The following is a 20938-nucleotide window of genomic DNA, read 5'->3' as shown; positions in this document are numbered from 1 at the left end:
CGACATTCAGCCGAATGGCTAACGCGGCTGCGAAGCCGCCCCGAGCGACATCAAAGCGACTACAGTTGGGACTGCAGCGAAGTCATTCCCGCGCCTCCTGGCGTGTGCCGATTGCACGTTATCCGTAAGCTTGTCGAAAGCAGAAAAACCCTGGCGGCTATAATCGCGGGACTGTTTTTCCGGTACTCCTATGCAAGCCACGTCTCCTACGTCCCCACCGCCCGCGCCGAAAAAGCGCAAACGTCCGTTATGGCTGAAGCTGATTCTCGGCTTTGTCGGGTTGATCGTGGCGGGCATCGTATGCGTGGCGCTGGTGCTCGGCTATGCGCTCGTCGTCGCGACGCCGAACCTGCCGTCACTCGATGCATTGACCGACTATCAGCCCAAAGTGCCGCTGCGAATCTATACGGCCGACCACGTGCTGATCGGCGAATTCGGCGAGGAGCGGCGCGACATCGTGCACATCCACGACGTGCCCGACAGCCTGAAGAAAGCGATCCTCGCGATCGAGGACGCCCGCTTCTATGAGCACGGTGGCGTCGACCTCACCGGCATCGCGCGAGCCGGCTTCGTCGCGCTGACCAACGGTCATGCGACGCAAGGCGCGAGCACGATCACGATGCAGGTCGCGCGCAACTTCTTTCTGTCCAGTGAGAAGACGTACACGCGCAAGATCTACGAGATGCTGCTCGCGTACAAGATCGAGTCGAAGCTGAGCAAGGATCAGATTCTCGAGGTGTACATGAATCAGATCTATCTCGGTCAGCGCGCGTACGGTTTCGCGAGTGCCGCGCGCGTGTACTTCGGCAAGGATCTGAAGGACCTGACGCTCGCCGAATCGGCGATGCTCGCCGGTCTGCCGAAGGCGCCGTCCGCGTATAACCCGGTCGTCAATCCGAAGCGTGCGAAGGTGCGCCAGGAGTACATCCTGCAGCGCATGTATGAATTGCACTACATCACTCAGGAACAGTACGACGAGGCGAGCCGGCAGCGGCTCGTCGTGAAGGGCATGGGCAAGGAGTACAGCGTGCACGCGGAATACGTCGCGGAAATGGTGCGGCAGATGATGTACGCACAGTATCGCGAGGAAGCCTACACGCGCGGTCTGAACGTCGTGACCACGATCGACTCGGCCGATCAGGACGTCGCCTACCACGCGGTGCGCAAAGGCTTGATGGACTACGAGCGCCGTCACGGCTATCGCGGCCCGGAGGCGTTCATCGATCTGCCGGCCGACGCCGACGAGCGCGAGCAGGCCATCGACGACGCGCTGCTCGAACATCCCGACAATGGCGAAATCATCGCGGCCGTCGTCACGGCGGCGAGCCCGAAGCAGGTGCAGGCGGCGTTCATCGACGGCAATGTCGCGACCATTCAGGGCGACGGCCTGCGCTATGCGCAGTTCGCGCTCGGCCCGCGCGCGCAACCGACTCAGCGCATCCGGCCCGGCGCGATCGTGCGGCTCGTGAAGAACGACGAGGGCGACTGGTCGATCACGCAATTGCCCCAGGTGGAAGGCGCGTTCATCTCGGTGGTGCCGCAGGACGGTGCGATCCGCTCGCTGGTCGGCGGCTTCGACTTCAACAAGAACAAGTTCAATCACGTGACGCAGGCGTGGCGTCAGCCGGGCTCCAGCTTCAAGCCGTTCATCTATTCGGCGTCGCTCGAAAAGGGCCTCGGGCCCGCCACGATCATCAACGACGCGCCGCTTTTCTTCAGCGCCGCCGAAACCGGCGGCCAGGCGTGGGAGCCGAAAAACTACGGCGGCGGCTTCGACGGTCCGATGACGATGCGCACCGCGCTGCAGAAATCGAAGAACCTCGTGTCGATCCGCATCCTGAACCAGATCGGCCCGAAGTACGCGCAGCAATACATCACGCGTTTTGGCTTCGACGCGGACCGCCATCCCGCCTATCTGCCGATGGCGCTCGGCGCGGGCCTCGTGACGCCGCTGCAGATGGCGGGCGCGTTTTCGGTGTTCGCCAACGGCGGCTACCGGATCAATCCGTATCTGATCGCGGAGGTCACCGATCAGCGCGGCATCGTCGTCGCGCACGCGCAGCCGCTCGTGGCCGGGCAAAGCGCGCCGTTCGCGATCCAACCGCGCAACGCCTACGTGATGAACAGCCTGCTGCAAAGCGTCGCGCAGCACGGCACCGGGGCGAAGAGCAACGTGCTCAAGCGCACCGATCTCGCCGGCAAGACCGGCACGACCAACGATTCCCGCGACGCGTGGTTCGCCGGCTATCAGCACACGCTCACCGCGATCGCGTGGATCGGCTACGACAACCCGCGCAGCCTCGGCGACAAGGAAACCGGCGGCGGCCTGGCGCTGCCGGTGTGGATCGAGTACATGGGACGCGCGCTGAAGGGGGTGCCCGAGTACAAGATGCCACGCCCCGACGACGTCAGCGAAATCGGCTCGGAGCTTTATTTCGACGAGTTCACGCCGGGCCACGGTTTCATCGCGACGGTCGGCGTCAGTCAGGCGACGCTCGATGCGGAGGCGAGCGCGGCAGCCGCCGCGCCGGAACAGGTCGGCGAACAGGAAAAGCAGGACATCATGAATCTGTTCCGCGGGCACTGAGGCTTCCTCGATGTCCCGCTAGAAAAGAAAAACCGCCGCGTTCGATACGCGGCGGTTCTGTTTTGAGCGCGCTTCGCGCTTATTGCGCGGCGAAATGCACCGGCTCGCCAGCCTGCTGCGTCGCATACTGCGACAGCGCCGCGAAAAACTCCGCGCCGCTGCGCGTGTCGCGCCATTCACCGTCGACGAAACGGAAGTGGAAGCCGCCGGCCTTCGCCGCGATCCAGATCTCGCTCATCGGCGGCTGAAGGTTGACGATGATCTTCGTGCGGTTCTCGAATTCGAGCGTCAGAACGTTGCCGCTGCGCTCGAGTTCGATGTCGGCGTCGGTGTCGTCGAGCGCGCTCTCGATGGCGGCCAGCACGGCTTCCGCACGGGTCAGGTAATCACTATCGGACATGCTAAACTCCATCGATTATTCATTCAGGGACAGTCATGCGAGTCGTAACTCGGATGCGCGCGGCAGCGCCCGGCCGCGCGATTGTAGCGGTTTTAGCCATTCTCGCAGGTTGTGCGCTCACCGGCTGCGGCCAACGCGGCTCGCTCTATCTGCCGACCGTACCGCCGATGCCTGCCCCGCCGGCTCACCGCACGCAAACACCGTCGACCGATCGAACGCAACCGGCTAGCGGCAGCGCGGCCGACATGGGATCGATCCCGGACACCTCGGGCAAGCCGCTCACGCTCGCCCCCGAAGACCAGCTCACGGTGCCGCCTGCTTCGGCGGCATCGGCTCCCGCAGTGCCGCTGCCCGCCTCTGCCGTCCCTTCCGTTCAATAAGACTTTCGCATGACTCGATCCGCATTTGACTACGTCGACGGCGTATTGCACGCCGAAGGCGTGTCCGCCGTTTCACTCGCCGAGCAGTTCGGCACGCCGCTCTACGTCTATTCGCGCGCCGCGCTCACCGCTGCGTGGAACGCCTATGCGGGCGCCTGCGGGGTGCGTCGCGCGAGCGTGCACGTGGCCGTCAAGGCCAACAGCAATCTCGCGGTGCTGAACGTTTTCGCGCGCCTCGGCGCGGGCTTCGACATCGTGTCGGGCGGCGAGCTCGCGCGCGTGCTCGCGGCCGGCGGCAAAGCGGAAAACACCTTGTTTTCGGGCGTCGGCAAGCAGGCAAGCGAAATGCGCGACGCGCTCGCGGCGGGCGTCAAATGCTTCAACGTCGAATCCATTCCCGAACTCGACCGCCTCAACGCGGTAGCGGGCGAAATGGGCAAGAAAGCGCCGGTGTCGCTGCGCGTGAATCCCGATGTCGATGCGAAAACGCATCCGTACATTTCCACCGGACTCAAGACGAACAAGTTTGGCGTCGCGTTCGAAGACGCACGCGCCACCTACCAGGCGGCCGCGGCGATGTCGAATCTCGAGGTGATCGGCATCGACTGCCATATTGGCTCGCAGATCACCGAAGTCGCGCCCTATCTCGACGCGATCGACAAAGTGCTGGAACTCGTCGAGCAGATCGAGCAGGACGGCGTGTCGATTCGCCATATCGACGTCGGCGGCGGTCTCGGCATCACCTACGACGACGAAACGCCGCCGGAAATCGGTGAGTTCGTGCGCACGGTGCTCGATCGCATCGATGCGCGCGGCCACGGTCACCGCGAAGTCTATTTCGAGCCGGGCCGCTCGCTGGTCGGCAATGCGGGCGTGCTGCTCACACGTCTCGAGTTTCTGAAGCCGGGCGAGGACAAGAACTTCGCGATCGTCGACGCGGCGATGACCGATCTCGCGCGCCCCGCGATGTACGATGCGTATCACGCCATCGAGCCGGTCGTGAAGCGCGACGTCCCCGCGCACGTCTATGACGTGGTCGGCCCCGTCTGCGAAAGCGGCGACTGGCTTGGCCGCGAACGGCTGCTCGCGGTCGAACCCGGCGATCTGCTCGCGATCCGCTCGGCCGGCGCGTACGGCTTCGTGATGAGCTCGAACTACAACACCCGTGCGCGCGCCGCCGAGGTGATGGTGGATGGTACACAGGCGCATGTGGTTCGCGCGCGCGAAGAGGTCAAGCAGCTGTTTGCGGATGAAACGATACTGCCGGCGTAAACGTCGGTACCTGCGGCAGAGCGCGAAGGTCGAGCGCAGCAACGAAAATGGCGATGCCACGGTGACATCGCCATTTTTATTTGAAACAGCGTGACGCCAATAAACTCGCCATCATCGTCGGCGCGTTCCCATCCGCCGCTCACGTATCCACACCACCAGCCGCCATCCCAGCAACGCGATCATCACCGCGCCGTAGATCTTCGGCAGCAACAGGTCGTGCTTGCCCGCCTTCATCCACCAGAAATGCAGGATCGCGAGCACGCCGATCGCATAGATCGCGCGATGCAGCGTCTGCCAGCGACGTCCGAGCTTGCGCACCATCGCGCGCGGCGACGTGACCGCAAGCGCGATCAGCAGCACGAACGCGGTGAAGCCCACCGTGATGAACGGTCGCTTGCCGATGTCCTTCAGAATCTCCGCAACATCGAACCACTTGTCGAACCACAGGTACGTGGTGAAATGCAGCGTCGCGTAGAAGAACGTGTAGAGCCCGAGCATGCGGCGGAAACGCACGAACGCGGCGACGCCGGTCAGACGGCGTAGCGGCGTCACCGCAAGCGTGATGCACAGGAACACGAGCGTCCACAGGCCGGTCGAGCGTGTGATGAATTCAATCGGATTCGCGCCGAGCCGGTCGGTCAGGCCGAACAGCACCAGGCGCGCGAGAGGATAGAGCGCCGCGATGAAGACTGCGACTTTCGTGGGCACGACCCAGCGCGCGCCGCCGGTGGAACGCGGCTTCGCCGCCGACGTCGACGACGTCCGCCGCGTCGCAGGCTCGGTGCGGGTGACAGTTTGCGTATCGGAAACCATCGCGCTCGCCCTAGAAGTTCTTCTTCAGGTCCATGCCCTGATAGAGCGACGCGACCTGATCGCCGTAACCGTTGAACATCAGTGTCTTGCGTTTCGGCGTGAAAAAGCCGTCTTCGCCGATGCGCCGTTCAGTAGCTTGACTCCAGCGCGGATGATCGACATTCGGATTCACGTTCGAATAAAACCCATATTCGTTCGACGCGTACGTGTTCCAGCTCGTCGGCGGCTGCTTCTCGACGAAGCGGATTTTCACGAGCGACTTCGCACTCTTGAAGCCGTACTTCCACGGCACCACGACGCGCACCGGCGCGCCGTTCTGATTCGGCAGCACCTGGCCGTAGAGGCCCATCGTCAGTAGCGTCAGCGGATGCATCGCCTCGTCCATCCGCAGACCTTCGGAGTACGGCCAATCGAGTATGGGTGCCGACAGCCCTGGCATCTGCGACGGATCGGCGAGCGTGATGAACTGCACGTACTTTGCATTGCCGTTCGGCTGGACGCGTTTGATCAGCTCCGACAACGAGACGCCGATCCACGGCACCACGATCGACCAGCCTTCGACGCAGCGATGCCGGTACACACGCTCCTCGAGCGGCGCGAGCTTCAGCAGATCGTCGATGTCGTACACCTTCGGATTCTTGATCTCGCCCTCGACGCTCACCTTCCATGGATGCGGCCGCAACGTGCCCGCGTGCTGCGAGGGATCGGATTTATCGGTGCCGAACTCGTAGAAATTGTTGTAGGTGGTGATGTCCTTGTACGGCGTAATCTTGTCGAGCGCGACGAACCTGGTGTTGGTTCTCGCCGCGAGCTTCTGCGCCTTCGGATCGGGCGACGAGTAGGTCGCGAGCGCCTCGCCGCTCACGCCGATCAGGCTGCCGAGCGCCATCGCGCCCGCCGCCTGCAGGATGCGTCGCCGGTTCTCGAACACGTGCCGCGGCGCGATTTCGCTGCGCGAAATGTCATCGCCGGTCAGTTGAATTCTGTCGCTTCGCTTGATCCACATCGTGCTGCTCCTTGCCGGCCCGCCGCGTCGCGCGCGTTGCGGAGCCTTATTGATGATCGCCCCTTTGGGGGCGTCTGTCATCCACGGGTAGTTGCTCAGGTGCTCGACTGGCGAACACCGGGGAGCAACGAATATTCCATCGGCCATAAAAAAACCGCCGGTGCGAAAGCACGCGGCGGTTCTTAGTCGGTTCAGCGCGGCGGATCTTACAGCTTGCCGTAGCTATGCAAGCCCGACAGGAACATGTTCACGCCGAGGAACGCGAAGCTCGTGACCAGCAGCCCGGTCAGCGCCCACCACGCGGCGAGCGCGCCGCGCAGGCCCTTCATCATACGCATGTGCAGCCAGGCCGCGTAGTTCAGCCACACGATCAGCGCCCACGTCTCCTTCGGGTCCCAGCTCCAGTAGCCGCCCCAGGCTTGGGCGGCCCACAGCGCGCCGAGAATCGTCGCGATCGTGAAGAACGCGAAGCCGACCGCGATCGACTTGTACATCACGTCGTCGAGCACGTCGAGCGCCGGCAGACGATCCGCGAGCACGCCGCGTTCCTTCGCCAGATATGCGACGCCGACCATCGCCGACAGCGCGAAGCTGCCATAGCCGATGAAGTTCGCCGGCACGTGAATCTTCATCCACCAGCTTTGCAGCGCCGGCACGAGCGGCTGGATCTGCTGCGCGTCGCGCGCGACCGAGTACCACATCAGGAAGCCGACGGCTGCGCTGATCACGAGCAACACGAACGCGCCAAGCGCGCGCGTGTTGTAGTGCTGCTCGTAGTACAGATAGAACAGCGCGGTGATCAGGCTGAACAGCACGAACACTTCATAGAGGTTCGAAATCGGAATATGGCCGACGTCCGCGCCGATCAGGTATGACTCGTACCAGCGCACCATCATGCCGACGAAGCCCATCAGCACCGCCGCCCACGTCATCTTCGAGCCGATCGCGGCGCCGGTCGGCGAGCGCGACAGCAGCGCGATCCAGTAGAACACGGTCGCGAATACGAAGAGCGCGCTCATCCACAGGATCGCGGACTGACTCGACAGGAAATACTTGAGGAAGAAAGCGTTGTCGGCGCGGCTCAAATCGCCGTCGTAGATCTGGATCGCCAGCAGCGACAGGGCGGCGATTCCCACCATCAGCGGACGCACGGGCTTCCAGCGCCAGCCGAGCACGACGAAAACCGGCACCGAGCACATCAGCACCAGTTTGTCGTAGTAGTTCATGAACGGGTAATAGCGCGACAGCGCGAACCCGGCGCCCCCGACGAGCGCGAGCGCGAACAGCCAGTCGGCGATACCCAGGCGTTTCAGGAACGGCCGTTCGTCGAAATTCGGGAGTTCGGGCGTGCTGCTCGCAAACGCCGTGTCGGCGCGTGAAGCAGAAGAGGAGGAGGAAACCTGAGTCAAGTCCATGATCTTACCGGGTCGAATCCTGTGAGCTTGCAGACGGAGCGGCGGCCTGAGCGGCCGGGCTGGCATCGGCTGCTTCGATGAGTTTCGCGCCCAGTGCGGCGCTCACGGCGGCGCGCGTCTGGACGAACTCTTTCTCGAAGTCTAGCGTCTTACGCGCGCTCGACATCGCCATTACGACGCTCGTGCCGTGGTCCGTATCCTTGAGCCAGAACCACAGACGCCGTTCGCGAACGTAGAACATCGAGAAGATGCCCAATACGAGAAGCAGGCTGCCAAGATACACGACTTTTTTGCCCGGCGCGCGCGTCAACTGAAATACCGAAGCTTGCACCTGCTTGAATGAGTCAAGCTGCAAATAGACCGGCGATCCATACAGAAAGCTGTCGGAAATCGCATTAAGCGAACTCTGGATGAAGCGGCTCGTGTCCGCATCGGTCGGCGCGGCGGGCTCGCCGAGCCGCTGGCGCGACTGTTGCCACAAGTCCCACGTCACGCCTTCGAGCATGCGAAGCAGCAGGCCCACGGCCTTTTCCTGCTCGCCCTTCGGTACCGAGCGGTCGATAAACCCAGCGACCGCCTGGAAGCCGCCGAGCGTTTCGCCATTCGGCATCTTCATGCTGCTGTCGGCGCCCGCAAAAAGGGTCAGCACCCGCAAGGCGCTTTCCTCCAGATGTTGCTGCAACTCCGCATTTGAACCCGGCACCGAACGCTGCGCGAATTGATGAGCGGCCATGGCCCGTTGGTTCGGGTCTTCCAGCGTGGCGCGCAGATTCATCCATTCCTTGAGCGTGCCGCCGCTGTCGGCGGGAATTCGCAGATAGCGGAACGGGTCGTCGGGATTCAAGCGCATGCCGGCGAGGAACATTTTCTCGCCGTTCACGTCGACGGGCAGCATGTAGTTGTTGTATTCGCGCGCCTGGCCATCCTTGCCGCGAATCTTGTACTGCACCGACGGGCCGACGTTGTGCAGATCAAGCGGCTTCGACGTTTTCGCGCCGGAGCCGAGGCGCTCGTCGAACGCTTCCTTCAGCGAGTGCTGCGCGGCAACCCCGCGCGCATCGTTCTGCCCCTTACCGTTCGAGATGTTTTCGACGTTGATTGCGCGGAAGTCGGTAAATTCGACGGTCTGGCCGTCGGCCAGCGGCGTGGCCGAACTCAACGGCGCGCTGCCGCCGATCGTGCCGCCAAACGGCGCGGGCTTAGCACTCGGGCCGGACATCGGGAAGGCAGTCATCTGCATCTGCGAGCCGCCGTCCTGGAAGCTCGATTGATAAATCGACACGCCGTCGTATTCGAACGGCTTGTTGACCTCGACGCGCGCCGGCACGCGCGCGCCGGTCTTGTGATCAATCACGACGATGTCGCTCGCGAACAGCTTCGGCATGCCGGTCGAGTAGTAATCGACGATGAACTTGTTGAGCTCGATCGAAAACGGCAGGTCCTGGATCAGCGAACCATTGGGCTGATTCAGGATCGCGGTCGACACGTGCTGCCCTTCGGGTACCCACGCGTAGCCGCGGAACGTCGGGTTCGATTGCGACAGCCGATGCTCGGGCGAAATCTCGTTGATGACCGTGTTCGAGTTGATCGGCGACTTGTCGAACAGCCACATTTGGAGCTTGATCGGCAGATTGCTGTCGAGCAGGCCGCCGAGGCAGATCACGACGATCGCGAGGTGCGCGGAGATGTAGCCGAACTTCGTCAGCGCGCCACGCTTCGCGGCGATCAACGTCGCGCCGTCCGACTCGCGCGTGACGAATTTGTAGTCGAGCTTCGCCGACAACCTTGCGAGCACCGCCGCCGACTGTGCGCGCGCGCCGTGCACCGCGAACTCGCCCTTGTGATGGAACGCGCGCAGGCTGCCTTCGCGAACCTTGTCCTTCCAGCTCCTCGCGTCGGCGACCATCTTCGGCCCATTGCGGATCACGCACAGCGACACGGACACCATCAGGAAGCCGAGAATCAGCATGAACCACCACGAGCTGTACACCGTGTAGAGGCTCAGCGCGCGGAAAATGTCCGCCCAGAACGGACCGAACTGGTTGACGTAGTTGGGATACGGATCGTCCTGCGTGAGGACGGTACCGATGATGCTGGCGATCGACAGAATCACCAGCAGCGCAATGGCAAAACGCATCGAGCTCAGGAGCTCGATGGCGCTGCGCATGACGCGATTGCCCGACTTCGACTGCAGACCCGACGTGGTGACGCTCATTCAAACTCCGACTGAACAGCAAAAAAGGGTGAAGGGCTGTCATAGCGACGACACCCTCACCCTTTTCTTGTTTTTCACCGGCCTCGCCGGGCCGGTTGGATTCGCGCGGACGAAGCGCTTAATGCAGGCCCGCGATGTAGTCGGCGACCGCTTTGATTTCGTTGTCCGACAGACGCGATGCTATCGCATGCATCGCGTCGTTGTTATTACGAGCGCCCGGACCTTGCGTGAACGCGGTCAATTGCGTCACCGAGTACTCGGCCCACTGCCCCGACAGGCGTGGATACTGGATCGGAATACCCTGCCCCGTTGGCCCGTGACAGGCCGCACAGGCCGGCACGCCGCGGTCGGCAATCCCACCGCGATAGATTTGCTGCCCCACCGCGACGGTGTTCTTGTTGTGCGCATAGCCAGGCTTGGGCGTCTGCGTCGAGAAGTAAGCCGCGACGTTGATCATGTCCTGATCGGAAAGCGCGGCGGCCATGCCCGCCATGATCGCATTGTTGCGCGCGGCCTGTTTGGCGCCCGGCTGCGCCTTGAAATCTCTGAGCTGCTTGACGAGATACTCAGGATGCTGGCCCGCCAGTTTCGGGTATGCGCCGCCGGCACTGTTGCCGTCTGCGCCGTGACATGACGCGCATACCTGAACCGCGATTGCCTGCCCCCGATTGATGTCCGGCTTTGCCGGATCTGCTGCTCGTGCCTGAATTGCCAAACCTGAAAGACCTGCCGTTACATGAAGCACCATCAGAGTCTTGCACAGTCGATTCATTCGCACACCCTGTCTCGTCTTGTGGGATTTTAGAGGTTCTGCAAAGTACGACGACGGCGACCGAGTGACCGCCAGGAGCCGCCAAGGCACGTGGGGCGGCCTCCTAAGGTTTTCAGTAAACCATCGTATTGTACAATAACTCGCTAATCGCTTAGACGCCAGTCGGGCTTGACCCCGTTCCCGCTGCGAGCTCCGCAGCTTCTCCATCTGGCTTCCACCATGCCCTTCCTGCTCCACGAATCCCGCTTCTATACCACCGTCAATCATCTGCGCGACCTGCCGGCCACCGCGCAGCCCGAGATCGCTTTCGCGGGACGCTCGAACGCGGGCAAATCGACCGCGATCAACGTGCTCTGCAATCAGAAGCGACTTGCATTCGCAAGTAAGACGCCTGGCCGCACGCAGCACATCAATTATTTTTCGGTTGGCAAGGCGGATGAGCCGACCGCCTATCTGGTCGACCTGCCGGGCTACGGTTATGCGGAAGTGCCGGGTGCGGCGAAGGCGCACTGGGAGGCGCTGCTGTCCACGTATCTGCAATCGCGCTCGCAACTGCGCGGCATGATCCTCATGATGGATTCGCGCCGCCCTCTGACGGATCTCGATCGGCGCATGATCGAGTGGTTCGCGCCGACCGGCAAGCCGATCCACACGCTGCTCACCAAATGCGACAAATTGACGCGCCAGGAAAGCACGAACGCGTTGCGCACCGCGCAGAAGGGACTGGCCGAATATCGGGCTGCGGGCTATCGCGGCGAACTCACCGCGCAACTGTTTTCGGCGCTCAAGCGAACGGGGCTCGATGAAGCGCATGAGCTGATCGAGAGCTGGCTGATCCCGGAGGCAGCGGGCGAAACAGGCGAAACGCCGGCCGCGGGCTGAACGCATATCAATGCAGGAATCCCGCGGCACGCGTGATATGCCTGTAAAACGCGCGTCAGAGCGCGTTTGCGGCCGCGCATAAAAAAACCCGCCGCTTGAACGGCGGGTCAAACAGCCTAATCGAAAAACGACAGGCACCCGCTCAGGGAGGAGAAGCGGGGAGGTCAGCGCTAGGCGCCTTGCTCGATCGGTATGATATACCATTGTCTCGAAAAGTTTCCGGGAGCGGAGCCAGGTGCCATTTGTCCACTCCACCTATCCACGATCTTCGATTCGATATGAGCTTCTACCCTCACTACCGTCCGCGCCGCATGCGCCGTGACGACTTCTCGCGTCGCATGATGCGCGAAAACATCCTCACGACCAACGATCTGATTTACCCTGTGTTCATCGTCGAGGGAACCAACGTGCGGCAAGCCGTGCCGTCGATGCCGGGCGTCGAGCGCGTGTCGGTCGATCTGCTGATGGGCGTCGCCGAGCAGTGCGTCGAACTGGGCGTGCCGGTGTTGTCTCTGTTTCCGGCGATCGAGCCCTCGCTGAAAACACCCGAAGGCCGTGAAGCGGCCAACCCGGCGGGCCTGATCCCGCGCGCGGTGCGTGAGTTGAAGAAGAATTTTCCGGAACTCGGCGTGCTCACCGACGTGGCGCTCGATCCGTATACGAGCCATGGTCAGGACGGCGTGCTCGACGAAGCCGGCTACGTGATCAACGACGAAACCGTCGAGATCCTCGTCGAGCAGGCTCGTGCGCAGGCGGAAGCCGGCGTCGACATCGTCGCGCCGTCGGACATGATGGACGGACGCATCGGTGCGATCCGCCAAATGCTCGAGAGCGAGGACCACATTCACACGCGCATCATGGCGTACGCGGCAAAGTACGCTTCGGCGTTCTACGGCCCGTTCCGCGATGCCGTCGGTTCCGCGACGAACCTAGGTAAGAGCAACAAGATGACCTACCAGATGGACCCGGCCAATTCGAACGAGGCGCTGCGCGAAGTGCAGGCCGACATCGACGAAGGCGCGGACATGGTGATGGTCAAGCCGGGCATGCCGTATCTGGACATCGTGCGTCGCGTGAAGGACGAGTTCCAGTTCCCCACCTACGTGTACCAGGTAAGCGGCGAATACGCGATGCTGAAGGCCGCCGCGCAGAATGGCTGGCTCAATCACGACAAGGTGATGATGGAATCGCTGCTCGCGTTCAAGCGTGCAGGCGCGGACGGCGTGCTGACGTACTTCGCGCTGGATGCAGCGAAGATCCTGCGTTCGCAGAAGTAAGCCTGGCGCGGTTTAGCGCGCGGCCGTCGACAAAAAAACGGAGGCGAACCCTAGGGTTTCGCCTCCGTTTTTTGTGCGGCCCTTTGCGAAGCGGCGGCGTTGCAACGCACCGCGGCCTTCGATTACACCCCCGACGCACTCGCCCGATCCAGTGTGCGCAGGAATTTATCCGCCGATTCGTAGCCGACTACCCGCAACACTTCCTTGCCACCCTGATCGAAAAAAATAATCCCCGGCGGCCCGAACAGATTGAAGCGCTTGAGCAGCGCCTGGTCGTCGGTATTGTTTGCAGTGACGTCGGCGCGCAGCAGATTCATCTGCTTCAGCTTCGCCTGAACGCGCGGGTCGCTGAAGGTGAATTTCTCCATTTCCTTGCAGCTCACGCACCAGTCCGCGTAAAAATCGAGTATGGCTGGCTGCGCCGCCGTTTTGACGGCCTGGTCGAGCTGATCCGATGAACGTACCGGCGCGAACGTCAAATCGCTTTGCGACGCCGTTGCGCCTGCGCTGGAGCCATCCTTCGCGATGCTCGCCTGATTGCCGACGCGAGCCGCGAGCACCGCCAGCGGTCGCAGCGGATCCGACGATCCCGCCGCGAGGCCAACTAGAAGCGCGGCTGCCCAAACCGCCATCACGACGCCGACCGCCCGCCCAAGCCGGTGCCATATCGAGGCGCCCGCAACCGACTTGGAAAACAGGCCGAGCGCAACCGCGGCGATCAGCAGCCAGAGGGCGCTCAACAGCATCGACGCCGCCCCGCCGAGCACCGGCCAAACAATCCACAGCGCCGCGGCCAGCAGAACGACGCCAAAGAACACTTTTACGCTGTCCATCCACTTGCCCGCGCGCGGCAGCAGCGTACCCGCGCCGAGGCCAATGATCAGCAGCGGCAGCCCAAGCCCGATGCCCATCGAGAACAGCGCCGCGCCACCGAGCACGGCGTTGCCGGTATGCGCGATGAACGCGAGCACCGCAAAAAGCGGCGCGGTCATGCAGGCGCCGACAACCAGCGCCGACAGCGCGCCCATCACGGCGACCGCGGTTAATTTGCCACCCGAGCGTCCCGCTGACGCGCTCGACATGCGTTCGCGCCAGCGCGGCGGCAGTTCGAGATCCACACCGGCGATCAGCAGCAGCGCGAAAATCATAAGAAGCCCGCCGAACGCGCCGAGCACCCACGGGTTCTGCAGCCATGCGCCGAGACTCTGCCCGACGAGTGCCGCCACGATACCCAGCACCGTGTACACGAGCGCCATCCCGACTACATACGCGAGCGACAGCGCGAAGCCACGCCTGCGCGTGACGCGCGCTCCCTCACCGATGATGATCGCCGACAGAATCGGAATCATCGGATACGAGCACGGCAGCAAGCTCAGAATGGCGCCGGCAACGAAATAAAGCCCGACGATCGCAAAAAAACCGCCACGCTGCAGCAGCGACTGCGCGTAATCGGCGCTGGTGGCGCGTTCGTACCAGGGTTCGTTGTCAGTGGCGGCGGATTGTTGCGCGGTTGGGGTCGCCACCCCGCGGCCAGCCGGCTGCAGCGCCTCGCTGCTCACGTGGTACACGCGCTCCATCGGGGGGTAGCAGATGCCCGCGTCGGCGCAGCCCTGCGACGTCACCGCAAGATCGAACGGTCCGGCAGCCTGCTTGACCGGAATACGAATAGTCAGCTTGTTGCGGTACGTCTCGACATTCTTGTTGAATGTCTGATCGAACTTCACGTGACCGCCTGGCAGTTCAGGCTCGCCAAGCGTCGCCGTGCCGTTGCGGGTCGCGAACGCGAAGCGCTCGCGGTACATGTAGTAGCCGTCCGCAATCTTGTAGGTGACGACGACTTGGCCGGGAGCCTCGGTCGCGCTGAACCGGAACGCTACGGACGGGTCGAGGAAGTCGTCCGCGGCGCGTGCGAGCGTGGCGACTTGCGCGAGGAACGCGCAGCCGAGCAGAAAGAATGCGGTGCGCAGCGCAGCGCGCGCGCGCCGGTCGAGACCGTTAAACATGAAGAGAGCGTTGGGTTTCAGCAGTGATCCACTGGCCGTAGGCGGCGGAGGCCGTCGCTTGCCATGAGAGGATTTCCGGCGTGCCGTACGGATGGTGAGCCTGAATGTATTGCTCCAGTTCGAGCGCGCGAGCGGCGCTGGTCTTGAACAGCAGCTGGATTTCCTGCGCGGTTTCGATCGCGCCCTGCCAGTGATAGCTCGACTGCACGCTGCCTAGCTGGGTGACGCACGCGCAAAGGCGAGCAGCGAGCGCGTCGGCTGCGAGCTTTTGAGCGACGGCCGCATCCGGCACCGTTGTCAGCACCAAGGTCACATTCACACTCACACCAAGCTCCGGCGGCGCAGGATTTCGATCCCGATATCGTATCACCTGACCCTGTCGCCCTGCATGGCGTCACGCGGTGCGGCCGCGACATTTGGTCACTGGGACGCGGCTTTCGACATCGATGAAAAATCCGCCGCCGTGTCAAGTCCTGGAATAGGTTGACAGTATCCAGATGCTAGAGCGCCCGATGCACCGCATCGAGCGTTTTGTATTTCAGAGCGGCATGTGGCCGCTCATGGTTGTAGGTGCGCACCGACTGTTCGACCATCTTTGCCGCCTGCTTGAGATCGGCAGGACGCTGCAGCAAGAACTCGCCTTTAGGAATGGCTTTGATTCGTTCGGCCAGGGCGTTCCGATAGTAGTCGTAGCCGTCCGCCATCGAACATCGCAAGCCGTGGCGCCGATGAATACCCTGATAGTAGGTCGAACAGTACTGCTTAGGTTCAAGGAGTCGTCGCAACACCCGCCATCAAGCTGCGAATAGTAACTCCTCTAGCGCTTCTGCTGGCGTCTTCCATCCGAGTGTTTTGCGTGGTCGGCGGTTTAGCGCGTTGGCGACCGCGTCGAGTTCACGCTCCGAGTATCGGCTGATATCGGTGTCCTTTGGAAAGTATTGTCGAAGTAGGCCGTTGGTGTTCTCATCGGTCCGCGCTGCCACGGGCTTTGTGGATCGCAGAAGTAAATTGCTAGGCCGGTGTCGATCTTTAGCTGGTATCCGTCAGCGGAACCCGTGTTGACGGAATCGCCGGGTTAGATGTCGACAATCTTTCGCAGCAGAGCGTACGAGACTCGCCAATGGCCTTCCGAATCATTAACGGCGATAGACGCAGTTTTCGCGTTCAACCGGACGATGATGCCGACTCGTTCGCCCAGATGTTTGTCGGTGAAGCCAACGGTGTCGCCAATGAAGAATTCCTCGCGTTGTGCTCGCGGTGGCGGCGACGCGGGCGCGCGAGTCGGGCCGCTCATAGTGTCAGGGATAACCGCCGCGTATGGCACCGACCAACGCTGACGGCTCTGGTTATCCTGGATCACCGCCTGGGATTGCCGCAGCTCCACCACCGTTCCGTGCGAAGGTGGTCCGAGCGGATCGCCCCCGATATAGCTAACCTCCATTCCCAGGTGCAGGCGTTGACGCACTTCGAGAATCCGTCGCGGGTCGTCCAGCATTTTGCCGATGGCGAGATAGAGGCGATACAACTCGGCGCTGGGCGCCTGCCGAAGCGAGTCGAGAATGTCCATGGGCAGTGAGGTGTTTATCGGGCGAACGGCAACAGTTCGTGCACCCGGTTGACAGGATACGATGGTAACTGCTCAAGCGTGCGCTCAAGCCACGAATAGGGCTCGATTGCGTTCAGGCGAGCTGTACCGATCAGGGAATACATCGTGGCGGCCGCTCGAGCGCCACGCGCCGAGCCCTGCGAATATCCAGTTCGATCTTCCGACGGCAATCGGGCGAATGTGACGCTCCAGCGCATTGTTGTCCGGTAGCAGAATACCGTTCTCAGTGTAGCGACGAGCGCTGGCCAATGACCTAATGCATAGCCGAAGGCTTTCGCGAGTGGCGCCTGAGTCGGCAAACCGATGACGTTGCCCTCCAGCCATTGCCGGAACTGTTTGAGCACCGGCAGCGCCTCGGTTTGCCGCGCCGCATATTTGATGTCGGGGGTGTGATCCTTGGTCCGCGACTCGATCGCATACAGTCGGGCGATCCATTGCAGCGCTTGTGCTGCAAGTCCGGGTTTGCTTTGCGCCTTCGCGATTTCGAAGAAGCGTCGGCGGCAATGGGCCCAACATCCGATCTCGACGATGTCTCCTGTTTCGTAGAGCGCGTCATGCCCACTGTACGCGTTCGCCTGCAGATAACCTTTGTGCTTTTGCAGGTACCGCAGCGGATGCGAGCCCGCGCGCGATTCGGCGAACTCGAACACCACCGCCGGCGGGTCGTCGACCCAGACGCCGTTCTCCTCGCGTTGGCCGGCGCCCAGATAGCCCCATAATCACGCCATGCGCGTCGCCTTGCGACCTTTCTCGAGCAATGGCAACGTCGTGTTGTCCACGTGCATGCGCGCTCGCAACTGGTGAGACTGTAGCGGTGGCAGCAGCACTTCGAGCAGTTCGGCTGCCGCCAGCTTCCATTCGCACAGCGTTGCCCGGGGCAGATGCACACCACGTCCTGCATAGCGCATTTCCTGCCGGTTCAAAGGCAGATGATCGACGTAGGTATTGACCGGGATGTTAGCCAGTAGGCTTGCGCTCGCATCGCTCTTCGGCAGCGGCGAAGGCTGTGCGCTTGCGGTCACGATGGTCGACTCACCGTCTTTCCTTGCCGCGTACCTGAAGCGGATGTGCTCGATTACGGTGAGCCTGGACAGTTCGTAGTGCAGCGTCTCGCTGCGCTCTTCGCCGATACTCTCGAGCGAATCGAATGCGACTTTCTGTTCGTCGCTCAGATCGTATTCAACTCGCCTGCGCGGCAGATTCTTCAGCAGCGTCGGGCGCCCCTTGCGGGTGTGGCCCGCGACCGCAACCTCCACGGACTCAGGAGGGATGGGCAACTCCGTGGTCGCATCGAACAGTTCCGCCTGGCACGACAGCCGCTCGGAACTGACACCGAAGCGCACGCGTTTGGCTTGGGCAATCTGGTGCTGCAGGATTTCCAGCTGCTCCCACAGCACGCATGCCAGCCTGTTATGTTCGAGCGCGAAGGCTTGCAGCGCATCGGGCTCGACCGGCAAATCCGCGACAGTGATGGCGGTGGGCGACATGGCTATCATGATGCCCAACTCGCGCGACGTTTACAAGATCGGAGAGCGTTGTATCTGCGCAAGCAATAGCCAGTTCAGCTCACGCGCGTCACTGCGACGGCGCGATGCGGCTCGCGCGCCGGGATCTCAACGCCTTCGAACCATGCGTTGAGCTCGGCGAGGTGTGAAGCCGCGTAGCGCGAGCGCCAGCGGTGACGGAAGGCGGACCTTTCAAGGCGCTTGTGCCAGAGCGCGAAGCCGGTGCGATCCCAGTAAAGGCATTTGACCTTCGAGCGGTCCCGGCCGACGAACACAAACAGATTGCCCGAGACAGGGTTCTGGGCGTTCCGCCCCACGCTCAGCCTTCCATTGGGCGACTGTGGCCCGATACGTTAGCGTATTTCAGGATGAGTCACAGAAAACAAAAAAAGCCAGGCGATGCGCCTGGCTTTTTGTCGAAGCAGAAAGCTTACTCAGCTTCTTGCACTTCCGTTTCTTCAACTTCCGGACGGTCGAGCAGTTCGACCAGTGCCATCGGCGCATTGTCACCAATGCGGAAGCCGAACTTCAGCACGCGGAGGTAGCCGCCCGGACGGTTTGCGTAGCGCGGGCCGAGCACGTCGAAGAGCTTCGTGACCGAGTCACGATCGCGCAGGCGGTTGAACGCCAGACGACGGTTTGCGAGCGACGGCTTCTTGCCGAGCGTGATCAGCGGCTCGACGACTTTACGAAGTTCCTTCGCCTTCGGCAGCGTGGTCTTGATGACTTCGTGCTCGATCAGCGAGTTGGACATGTTACGGAGCATTGCCAAACGGTGGCTGCTCGTGCGGTTCAGTTTCCGCAGACCATGACGGTGACGCATGTTAATTCCTTCAGTTCAAAGTTTTGGTCCAGCTCTTCTATCGCACTCGTTCTGCACCATCAACAACAAACAGTGAGCGCACGGGCCGGTAGTGACAACAGACAAGACGCGGATTTTAAAGGAAAATCCGCGTCTTTGCCAGTACAGTACAGCGGCGCAATTCGCGGGTTACACCCGACCGAGTTGTCCGCTTACTTGTCGAGACCAGCCGGCGGCCAGTTTTCGAGCTTCATGCCGAGCGTCAGACCACGCGATGCCAGAACTTCCTTGATCTCGTTCAGCGACTTCCGACCCAGATTCGGAGTCTTGAGCAACTCGTTCTCGGTACGCTGGATCAGGTCGCCGATGTAGTAGATGTTCTCGGCCTTCAGGCAGTTCGCGGAACGAACCGTCAGTTCGAGATCGTCGACCGGACGCAGCAGGATCGGATCGATCTGCGGTGCGCGCGACGGCGCTTCCGCCGCTGCTTCGGTACCTTCCAGCGCCGCGAACACCGACAGTTGATCGACCAGAATGCGCGCCGATTGACGGATCGCTTCTTCCGGCGAAATCACACCGTTGGTCTCGATGTTCATCACGAGCTTGTCGAGGTCGGTGCGCTGCTCGACGCGAGCGCTTTCGACCGCGTAGCTCACGCGACGAACCGGCGAAAACGAGGCGTCCAGCACGATCCGGCCGATGATCTTGGCCGACTCTTCACCGTAACGACGCACATTGCCCGGCACATACCCGCGGCCCTTTTCGACCTTGATCTGCACGTCGAGCTTGCCGCCCTTCGACAGATGCGCAATCACGTGATCGGGATTGATGACTTCGCAATCGTGTGCGAGTTCGATATCGCCGGCCGTGACCACGCCTTCGCCTTCCTTCCGCAGGGTAACCGTCACTTCGTCACGGTTATGCAGCTTGAAGACGACGCCCTTCAGGTTCAACAACAGGTTGACCACATCCTCTTGCACACCGTCGAGCGTCGAATACTCGTGCACGACGCCTGCAATCGTCACCTCGGTCGGGGCGTAGCCCACCATCGACGACAACAGCACGCGCCGAAGCGCGTTACCCAAGGTGTGGCCATAACCGCGTTCAAACGGCTCCATGACCACTTTCGCATGGCTCTCGCCAAGCGATTCAACTGCAATAATCTTGGGCTTCAACAAACTGGTTTGCATAGGTTTTCCTTTTCAATACCCTCGGCTCGTTACACCGATAAGGCTGACCGGTAACAACCTGAAAATAAACAGCCGAGACGCCCCCTTGCGCAACGCAATCAGGGCGCCCCGGCCGTCAATCCGATTACCGCGAATACAATTCGACGATCAGGCTTTCGTTGATGTCGCCAGCGATGTCGCTGCGTTCCGGCTTCTGCTTGAAGGTACCTTCGAACTTCTTCGCGTCGACCGCGACCCAGCTCGGCATGCCGCCTTGTTCAGCGAGCGACAGCGCCTCAATGACGCGAGCCTGCTTGCGCTTCTGTTCACGCACGGCGACGACGTCCCCAGCCTTCACTTGCATCGACGGGATGTTCGTCACGACGCCGTTCACCGTGATTGCCTTGTGGCCAACGAGCTGACGCGCTTCAGCGCGCGTCGAGCCGAAGCCCATGCGATACACGACGTTGTCCAGACGCGATTCGAGCAGTTGCAGCAGGTTTTCACCCGTGTTGCCCTTCAGGCGGTCTGCTTCAGCGAAGTAGCGGCGGAACTGGCGCTCGAGGACACCGTAGATACGCTTTACTTTTTGCTTCTCGCGCAGCTGAGTGCCATAGTCGGACGTACGTGCGCCCGAGGTACGGCCGTGCTGGCCGGGCTTGCTGTCAAGCTTGCACTTGTCAGCGAGCGAACGGCGCGCGCTCTTCAGGAAGAGGTCAGTGCCTTCACGGCGGGACAGCTTGGCCTTGGGGCCGATATAACGTGCCACGTTGATTCCTTCGGTGATTTATCACGCGAATGCTTCCACTCGCGCTAGTCCGAACCCTTTGGGTC

At 62.0% G+C, this 20938-nt stretch carries 19 protein-coding genes and 3 pseudogenes; 5 read left to right on the top strand and 17 right to left on the bottom strand.

Translation table 11 applies throughout. The features are described 5' to 3' along the window. Nucleotides 1-190: 190 nt before the first annotated feature. Nucleotides 191-2587 (top strand): penicillin-binding protein 1A, encoded by a 2397-nt coding sequence (locus OKW45_RS34170; RefSeq protein ID WP_018420174.1) that lies wholly within the window; start codon nucleotides 191-193, stop codon nucleotides 2585-2587. A gap of 79 nt (nucleotides 2588-2666) precedes the next feature. Here the strand turns inward: OKW45_RS34170 and cyaY are convergent, their stop codons facing one another. Continuing rightward, nucleotides 2667-2987, bottom strand: a complete 321-nt coding sequence (cyaY, locus tag OKW45_RS34165; RefSeq protein WP_018420173.1) for an iron donor protein CyaY — start codon at nucleotides 2985-2987, stop codon at nucleotides 2667-2669. A gap of 35 nt (nucleotides 2988-3022) precedes the next feature. Between cyaY and lptM the strand changes: the two genes are divergently transcribed. Both lptM and lysA read left to right on the top strand, forming a co-directional pair. After that, entirely contained in the window at nucleotides 3023-3367 is a 345-nt protein-coding gene (gene lptM, locus OKW45_RS34160) for an LPS translocon maturation chaperone LptM (RefSeq protein WP_429473200.1), read from the top strand. A gap of 9 nt (nucleotides 3368-3376) precedes the next feature. Beyond that, a complete protein-coding gene (gene lysA / locus OKW45_RS34155) occupies nucleotides 3377-4639 on the top strand; it encodes a diaminopimelate decarboxylase (protein ID WP_429473198.1) in 1263 nt (420 codons plus the stop codon). A 111-nt stretch (nucleotides 4640-4750) separates the two neighbouring features. On the opposite strand, the gene msrQ is transcribed toward lysA, so the two are convergent. From msrQ to OKW45_RS34130, 5 genes are all read right to left on the bottom strand, one after another. Then, nucleotides 4751-5452, bottom strand: a complete 702-nt coding sequence (gene msrQ, locus OKW45_RS34150) for a protein-methionine-sulfoxide reductase heme-binding subunit MsrQ (protein WP_429473197.1) — start codon at nucleotides 5450-5452, stop codon at nucleotides 4751-4753. 10 nt (nucleotides 5453-5462) lie between these two features. Further along, nucleotides 5463-6458: a protein-methionine-sulfoxide reductase catalytic subunit MsrP gene (gene msrP / locus OKW45_RS34145; protein ID WP_018420169.1), complete on the bottom strand. Its 996-nt coding sequence runs from the start codon at nucleotides 6456-6458 to the stop codon at nucleotides 5463-5465. A 206-nt stretch (nucleotides 6459-6664) separates the two neighbouring features. Further along, nucleotides 6665-7873 (bottom strand): c-type cytochrome biogenesis protein CcsB, encoded by a 1209-nt coding sequence (gene ccsB, locus OKW45_RS34140; RefSeq protein WP_429473195.1) that lies wholly within the window; start codon nucleotides 7871-7873, stop codon nucleotides 6665-6667. A gap of 4 nt (nucleotides 7874-7877) precedes the next feature. Beyond that, nucleotides 7878-10088: a cytochrome c biogenesis protein ResB gene (locus tag OKW45_RS34135; protein WP_429473194.1), complete on the bottom strand. Its 2211-nt coding sequence runs from the start codon at nucleotides 10086-10088 to the stop codon at nucleotides 7878-7880. Between the two features lie 118 nt (nucleotides 10089-10206). Then, nucleotides 10207-10860, bottom strand: coding sequence for a c-type cytochrome (locus tag OKW45_RS34130; protein WP_429452006.1), 654 nt, complete (start codon nucleotides 10858-10860; stop codon nucleotides 10207-10209). A gap of 219 nt (nucleotides 10861-11079) precedes the next feature. Between OKW45_RS34130 and yihA the strand changes: the two genes are divergently transcribed. Then, on the top strand, nucleotides 11080-11742 hold the full coding sequence (yihA, locus tag OKW45_RS34125; RefSeq protein WP_018420165.1) for a ribosome biogenesis GTP-binding protein YihA/YsxC: 663 nt from the start codon (nucleotides 11080-11082) through the stop codon (nucleotides 11740-11742). Between the two features lie 278 nt (nucleotides 11743-12020). Continuing rightward, nucleotides 12021-13019: a porphobilinogen synthase gene (hemB, locus tag OKW45_RS34120; RefSeq protein ID WP_429473192.1), complete on the top strand. Its 999-nt coding sequence runs from the start codon at nucleotides 12021-12023 to the stop codon at nucleotides 13017-13019. Between the two features lie 122 nt (nucleotides 13020-13141). Here the strand turns inward: hemB and dsbD are convergent, their stop codons facing one another. From dsbD to rpsD, 11 genes and pseudogenes are all read right to left on the bottom strand, one after another. After that, a complete protein-coding gene (gene dsbD, locus OKW45_RS34115; RefSeq protein WP_429473190.1) occupies nucleotides 13142-15022 on the bottom strand; it encodes a protein-disulfide reductase DsbD in 1881 nt (626 codons plus the stop codon). Then, on the bottom strand, nucleotides 15015-15347 hold the full coding sequence (cutA, locus tag OKW45_RS34110) for a divalent-cation tolerance protein CutA (protein ID WP_429473188.1): 333 nt from the start codon (nucleotides 15345-15347) through the stop codon (nucleotides 15015-15017). Before cutA ends, dsbD begins: the two co-directional genes overlap by 8 nt. A gap of 175 nt (nucleotides 15348-15522) precedes the next feature. Further along, nucleotides 15523-15783, bottom strand: a pseudogene (locus tag OKW45_RS34105) (integrase core domain-containing protein); the annotation flags it as partial. A gap of 7 nt (nucleotides 15784-15790) precedes the next feature. After that, nucleotides 15791-16043 (bottom strand): annotated as a pseudogene (locus OKW45_RS34100) (IS30 family transposase); the annotation flags it as partial. 54 nt (nucleotides 16044-16097) lie between these two features. Then, the gene (locus OKW45_RS34095) at nucleotides 16098-16589 is read right to left on the bottom strand and encodes a hypothetical protein (protein ID WP_018420160.1); all 492 of its coding nucleotides are present in this window, start codon (nucleotides 16587-16589) and stop codon (nucleotides 16098-16100) included. Nucleotides 16590-16603: 14 nt separating this feature from the next. Beyond that, nucleotides 16604-16732: a transposase domain-containing protein gene (locus OKW45_RS34090; protein WP_429473186.1), complete on the bottom strand. Its 129-nt coding sequence runs from the start codon at nucleotides 16730-16732 to the stop codon at nucleotides 16604-16606. Continuing rightward, nucleotides 16674-18115 (bottom strand): annotated as a pseudogene (tnpC, locus tag OKW45_RS34085) (IS66 family transposase). Before tnpC ends, OKW45_RS34090 begins: the two are co-directional and overlap by 59 nt. 74 nt (nucleotides 18116-18189) lie before the next feature. Continuing rightward, entirely contained in the window at nucleotides 18190-18450 is a 261-nt protein-coding gene (gene tnpB / locus OKW45_RS34080) for an IS66 family insertion sequence element accessory protein TnpB (RefSeq protein ID WP_429473185.1), read from the bottom strand. A 113-nt stretch (nucleotides 18451-18563) separates the two neighbouring features. Next, on the bottom strand, nucleotides 18564-18956 hold the full coding sequence (rplQ, locus tag OKW45_RS34075; protein ID WP_018420158.1) for a 50S ribosomal protein L17: 393 nt from the start codon (nucleotides 18954-18956) through the stop codon (nucleotides 18564-18566). Between the two features lie 191 nt (nucleotides 18957-19147). Next, on the bottom strand, nucleotides 19148-20125 hold the full coding sequence (locus OKW45_RS34070; RefSeq protein WP_007730697.1) for a DNA-directed RNA polymerase subunit alpha: 978 nt from the start codon (nucleotides 20123-20125) through the stop codon (nucleotides 19148-19150). 124 nt (nucleotides 20126-20249) lie between these two features. Further along, on the bottom strand, nucleotides 20250-20873 hold the full coding sequence (gene rpsD / locus OKW45_RS34065; protein ID WP_429473184.1) for a 30S ribosomal protein S4: 624 nt from the start codon (nucleotides 20871-20873) through the stop codon (nucleotides 20250-20252). Between the last annotated feature and the right edge of the window lie 65 nt (nucleotides 20874-20938).

Origin of the sequence: Paraburkholderia lebeckiae, from assembly GCF_050436225.1 — a bacterium.
GTDB lineage: Bacteria > Pseudomonadota > Gammaproteobacteria > Burkholderiales > Burkholderiaceae > Paraburkholderia > Paraburkholderia tuberum.
The sequence above is the reverse complement of the archived record's forward strand: the minus strand, read 5'-3'. Positions and strand labels throughout refer to the sequence as shown.

Excerpts from the sequence above, each read along its gene's own strand:
- OKW45_RS34170 (WP_018420174.1), top strand. The coding sequence starts at position 191 with ATGCAAGCCACGTCTCCTACGTCCCCACCGCCCGCGCCGAAAAAGCGC.
- cyaY (WP_018420173.1), bottom strand. The coding sequence starts at position 2,987 with ATGTCCGATAGTGATTACCTGACCCGTGCGGAAGCCGTGCTGGCCGCC.
- lptM (WP_429473200.1), top strand. The coding sequence starts at position 3,023 with ATGCGAGTCGTAACTCGGATGCGCGCGGCAGCGCCCGGCCGCGCGATT.
- lysA (WP_429473198.1), top strand. The coding sequence starts at position 3,377 with ATGACTCGATCCGCATTTGACTACGTCGACGGCGTATTGCACGCCGAA.
- msrQ (WP_429473197.1), bottom strand. The coding sequence starts at position 5,452 with ATGGTTTCCGATACGCAAACTGTCACCCGCACCGAGCCTGCGACGCGG.
- msrP (WP_018420169.1), bottom strand. The coding sequence starts at position 6,458 with ATGTGGATCAAGCGAAGCGACAGAATTCAACTGACCGGCGATGACATT.
- ccsB (WP_429473195.1), bottom strand. The coding sequence starts at position 7,873 with ATGGACTTGACTCAGGTTTCCTCCTCCTCTTCTGCTTCACGCGCCGAC.
- OKW45_RS34135 (WP_429473194.1), bottom strand. The coding sequence starts at position 10,088 with ATGAGCGTCACCACGTCGGGTCTGCAGTCGAAGTCGGGCAATCGCGTC.
- OKW45_RS34130 (WP_429452006.1), bottom strand. The coding sequence starts at position 10,860 with ATGAATCGACTGTGCAAGACTCTGATGGTGCTTCATGTAACGGCAGGT.
- yihA (WP_018420165.1), top strand. The coding sequence starts at position 11,080 with ATGCCCTTCCTGCTCCACGAATCCCGCTTCTATACCACCGTCAATCAT.
- hemB (WP_429473192.1), top strand. The coding sequence starts at position 12,021 with ATGAGCTTCTACCCTCACTACCGTCCGCGCCGCATGCGCCGTGACGAC.
- dsbD (WP_429473190.1), bottom strand. The coding sequence starts at position 15,022 with ATGTTTAACGGTCTCGACCGGCGCGCGCGCGCTGCGCTGCGCACCGCA.
- OKW45_RS34095 (WP_018420160.1), bottom strand. The coding sequence starts at position 16,589 with ATGGACATTCTCGACTCGCTTCGGCAGGCGCCCAGCGCCGAGTTGTAT.
- OKW45_RS34090 (WP_429473186.1), bottom strand. The coding sequence starts at position 16,732 with ATGTATTCCCTGATCGGTACAGCTCGCCTGAACGCAATCGAGCCCTAT.
- rplQ (WP_018420158.1), bottom strand. The coding sequence starts at position 18,956 with ATGCGTCACCGTCATGGTCTGCGGAAACTGAACCGCACGAGCAGCCAC.
- OKW45_RS34070 (WP_007730697.1), bottom strand. The coding sequence starts at position 20,125 with ATGCAAACCAGTTTGTTGAAGCCCAAGATTATTGCAGTTGAATCGCTT.